5 protein-coding genes and 1 tRNA gene are annotated in these 4,658 nt (G+C 35.3%); 1 reads left to right on the top strand and 5 read right to left on the bottom strand.

Annotated elements, in window-relative coordinates; genetic code table 11:
- Positions 1–202 precede the first annotated feature (202 nt).
- The 5 genes from AFK68_RS09800 to psbZ form a co-directional block, all read right to left on the bottom strand.
- Positions 203–1,456, bottom strand: a complete 1,254-nt coding sequence (locus tag AFK68_RS09800; RefSeq protein ID WP_094672547.1) for a glutamate-5-semialdehyde dehydrogenase — start codon at positions 1,454–1,456, stop codon at positions 203–205.
- Positions 1,457–1,636: 180 nt separating this feature from the next.
- On the bottom strand, positions 1,637–1,955 hold a 319-nt coding region (locus AFK68_RS41405; RefSeq protein WP_246844091.1), incomplete at its 3' end, for a hypothetical protein.
- A gap of 536 nt (positions 1,956–2,491) precedes the next feature.
- Positions 2,492–2,563, bottom strand: a tRNA-Gly gene (locus AFK68_RS09790).
- Positions 2,564–2,656: 93 nt separating this feature from the next.
- A complete protein-coding gene (gene ribH, locus AFK68_RS09785) occupies positions 2,657–3,238 on the bottom strand; it encodes a 6,7-dimethyl-8-ribityllumazine synthase (protein ID WP_094672545.1) in 582 nt (193 codons plus the stop codon).
- A 359-nt stretch (positions 3,239–3,597) separates the two neighbouring features.
- The gene (gene psbZ, locus AFK68_RS09780) at positions 3,598–3,789 is read right to left on the bottom strand and encodes a photosystem II reaction center protein PsbZ (protein WP_094672544.1); all 192 of its coding nucleotides are present in this window, start codon (positions 3,787–3,789) and stop codon (positions 3,598–3,600) included.
- Positions 3,790–4,516: 727 nt separating this feature from the next.
- Between psbZ and AFK68_RS44710 the strand changes: the two genes are divergently transcribed.
- A partial coding sequence (locus tag AFK68_RS44710) for a hypothetical protein (RefSeq protein WP_371357310.1) occupies positions 4,517–4,658 on the top strand: 142 nt, incomplete at its 3' end.

Raw genomic sequence — 4,658 nt, 5'->3', positions numbered from 1 at the left:
TCAATCTGGATACCTCATAGAGAAATACTAATAACTGATAACTAATATCAGAATCCTCACAACTTTAGTCTGAAAAGAAAAATTAATAATAAACTTCAAGAATCAACTCCAATATTTCAATCTGGATACCTCATAGAGAAATACTAATAACTGATAACTAATATCAAAATTATCACAACTTTAGTCCCAGGATAAATCAACTCTAATTCCCTTGAAAAGTATATTTAATTCTCGTAAAAGCCTCTAACCCAATCAACCCTTGAGCAAAAAAATTTTGATTAGACATTCCCAAAAAAATAGCATCTTTTTGACTTTGATAACGTGAAAATCTCGGAGACTTATTAATAAACGAACAAACACTATTAACACCCAAAGCAAACTGACGACTTTCTTGATAAGATTCAGCCACTAAACAATCAGCATGACCACTACTATAATTATTAATCCATCTAACTCCTGAATCTATAGAATCAACAACTTTAAAAGCAACTACTTTACTTAAATAAGCTTCATTCCATTCTCTATCCTCAGCCAAAATTAAATCAGGAAACTCATCAACTAAAGCAGCATCCCCTCTAACTTCAAAACCATTTTCCTTCAAACTATTCCAAAGTCTAACTACCATAGAAAAATTATGCTTACGATCTATCAATACCTTTTCTATCGCATTAACTGGGTCTGGCTTACTTTCATAGCTATCCAAAATCATCCAACGAACCATATCCAAACTACCAGTAGCAGACCAGTATAAGTAACAATTACCCATGGCTGTTTTTAAAACTGGTACAGTTGACACTCTTGCCACCCGATCAACTAAACTAGAACGTCCATAAGGAATAACTAAATTTATATATCGGTCTTGAGTAAGCAACTCCTGAATTGAACCCTTGTCCGTAGGAGGTAAAAACTCTATACATTCCACAGGTAAACCAACTTGCTCCAAAGCCAACCGTAATACCTTAGTAAGAACTAAATTAGAATTACTAGCCTCACTCCCACCCCTAATAATCAAACTATTTGCAGTTTGAATACACATTCCAGCAGCGATCGCCACTAACTCTGGAAATGCCTCATAAATTAAAGCAATAACTCCCAATGGAATACGTTGGCCATAACTCTGACTACGTTCTAATTGATATGAAGCACCAACAACTTGCCCTACTAGATCGGGCAAATCACCAAGTCGTTGTAAAATTTGAACAGTAATTTCGAGTCGTTCTGGAGTCAACTTCAGCAATTCAACCATTGGCGCGGGAATAGGAATTGTCCGATTTGCTTCTAAATCCAGAGTATTAGCTTCTAAAATCTCATTTTTATGTTGTAAAATTGCTTCTGCCATTGCTTGTAAGGCCATAGAGCGTTTTGAAGCCTTAGTTTTAGCAAGTTCTAGAGAACCTTGATAAGCACGATGAATCATATTCATCGTTAAGTTAGCAGAATAATATTTCCTATTCATAAGTTTAACGTCTGTAAGCAAGCCAGACCATCAAGGCAGGAAGCATGGCCAAAAGAACTGCCACCATTGCCCAAATAATTATATTAGAACCAGGAGAGTGTAAAGCTAAAGGTAGCCAAATCACTAAAGGTACTAAAATCATTACTAGAGCTAGTGGCAAGTAGTGAGCCTTCCAATTGNCAGGAGAGTGTAAAGCTAAAGGTAGCCAAATCACTAAAGGTACTAAAATCATTACTAGAGCTAGTGGCAAGTAGTGAGCCTTCCAATTGGAATAAGCCCGGTACCACTGTTTACCTGTCCATCGCCAAGCAGGCTTATAGGAATAGTGAGTCGAGAGTTGTTCAATAGTATTGTCATTTTCATTGACAACAAATATTTGCTGACAGCGGTTACAGCCAAAGGCATCTGTCAGGGCTATTGGAATTAAGCGGCCCCTACGCCGACATGGACAGGGGTATTCTCCATTCAAATCGATCTTTTGAGCTTTTTGAGGTCGCAAAGTAATTGTATAACCGAAAGCGTTGATTGAAAAAAGATGATCTGAGACTCAGTATAGGTCTATTATTCTAATTCTAGGTCCTATTAAACTATAACCTGACTCAACAGTTTGTGTTAGCTATATTGATTTTTTATCACAAAATCTTCAGCTTTTGGCTCTTGGTTTATGTTATGACACTTACCTTTAAAATGATCGAAAAATCTACTTCTCCTACCTACAGTAGTTTTGAAATGGATACACTACAGTGAACTAATCAACCCTCAGAATTATAGCCTCCGTTTGTCTTGAATCACAATTTCAGGAGTCAAGTGCTTAAGCACTGAGAGTATGTGCTAAACTTAGGACTTTCCTACTCCTACCAGATTGCTAAATATCTAATCAGGGTTCTGTACTATATTCAATTCAAAAAATCTTTCGATCAAGCTATAGTTTTTATTTTTCGTCCTGTGGTTTATAATTCCAGTGGTATTTTAACTATTAAATACCTACTGAAAAGCATTGGAGAATAAATCTTATATATTATAATATCTCTACCAAGCGGGTAACGCGATTCGAACGCGCGACATCAACCTTGGCAAGGTTGCGCTCTACCACTGAGCTATACCCGCGATTTCCAACTACTATCTATAGTTTCACAAATAACTTTATTTGTCAACCCCTAAGCAGAATTTTTTTTGAGAGTCAACCTTTGATTAGCTTAGTCATACTTCTGGAGATACATCAGACTCTACAAAAGTATTTGAAGTTATTGGTAATGCTTGAGTTGTACCAGCAATACTATAATTATTTGATGAGGAATTTATACCACCCTTAATTTGACGCATCAAACTTGCCATTTCTAAGGCATTCATGGCATATTCCCAACCTTTATTACTTTTAATACCAGCCCTCTCTAAAGCTTGCTGCATCGTATCTGTGGTTAAAACTCCAAAGATTACAGGTACTCCTGTTTGAAATGCTGCTGCGGCAATTCCTTTAGATACCTCAGCAGCTACATAATCAAAGTGAGGAGTTTGGCCTTTAATTACAGCTCCTAAACAAATTACCGCATCGTAGCGATTACTCATGGCCAATTGACGTGCTACTAGAGGAATTTCAAAACTCCCTGGTATCCAAATATAATCGACTTGAGTCCCCTCTGGATTAGGATCGACACCATGCCGTTTGAAACAGTCTTGACAACCTTCGAGTAGTTTCCCACTAATTAAGTCATTGAAACGAGCTATTACAATAGCAAAGCGTAAAGAGTCAACTTGAGTAAATGTTCCCTCGAAAACAGTCATATTAGAATTTTTTTTAATGTTAATTATTGTGATAATGAATAATGAAAACTATCTCTAATTATCAATTATTAATTACCTTTAGTTAAAATAAAGTACGGAAATCTCCTAGCACTTTTTTCTCCTTAAAAGGAGAAGCTTGAAACATCTGGGGATTAATTATCAATTATCAACTATCAATTGGTAAGAGTCTAGAGATAACAAGTTGCTGCTTATTATCTCCTGTCTCTTAAAATTCATTATTTCCTATCTTAGATTTTAGATATTGCCTGTTCAGATTGATGTTACCAAAAAAATCAGGCCAATAGCTCCCTTTAAATAGCTTCAGCAGTTGGTACTGATAACTGATAACTGAATTTGGCCTAAACCACTAAAAAGTTTAAAACACCCACTGCAATTACCAGTGCTAACCACAAACCAGAACCAATAAAAATCAAAGGTTTGCCTTGACTCCAGATTTGAGGAGAAGCATAGGCAAAAGGTACGCCAACTACTAAGATAAAAGATAATACCACTAATAGAAGTAGTACGAATTGAAATAGGAATGTTAACATTTTTTTTCTCCCGGTGCAACAACAAACTAATCCTATAAGAAATTAGAGTATCATAAATTGTGCGGTGGTAATTTTAATTTGAGTAGTGAATTTTGAGTTTAGGTCGGTCATTTCAGGGAAGAGTTAGCTTTTTGTAGAGGAATTATTAATACCTGGCTCTAGCTCGAGAACTTACGCACCCCAGCTAAGAAACTGGGTTTATTCCCTAATTTAATGGTTGGAATTGAAGCAGCAAAACAAATTTAGTAAATACTTCCCCATAATAATTACAAATAGCTCTATAATTGTTGACCGAAAAATTAAGGTATAAAGCTTCTATATTCATGGATAAAAAATAAAAAAATTCCTTGAGCGCCAATCCTTTTTTAATCCCCTTAAAAAAATAAAATTCAATATTTCAAGCATCCCTATTTCATAGAGGTACTGATAACTGATAACGTAAGCATTCAGCAGTCAGCCATCATCCATCAGCTATATTACCTTTAAGGAATGAAAAAACAAGATATTTCCAATAATTATGTAAAAATGTAGTAGAAGTTTAATGAATGCTTGATTCATTCATTAAAAAGCTGTTTGCGCAGCATTCCGCAGGAAGAGCTGAGAGCTAATAGCTGAATGCTTACCTGATAATTGATAACTGATAACTGATAACTGAAAATACCTGTTCTTGAAAGGCTTTTGGCAGAGTTTCTGTCAGAGGATAAAAATAATTCATAATTTTGTAAAAATGATGCTAGAAAAGAAACTTGATTTGAGTAGTAAAGGATTAACGATTATCCCAGGGTGGGTATTTAAAAATAGACATTTAATTGAACTTAATTTAAGTAGTAATCAATTAACAACAATCCCAGAGTCAATCTCTCAAATAT

Origin of the sequence: Hydrocoleum sp. CS-953 (genome assembly GCF_002260545.1) — a bacterium.
GTDB lineage: Bacteria > Cyanobacteriota > Cyanobacteriia > Cyanobacteriales > Microcoleaceae > Trichodesmium.
The sequence above is the reverse complement of the archived record's forward strand: the minus strand, read 5'-3'. Positions and strand labels throughout refer to the sequence as shown.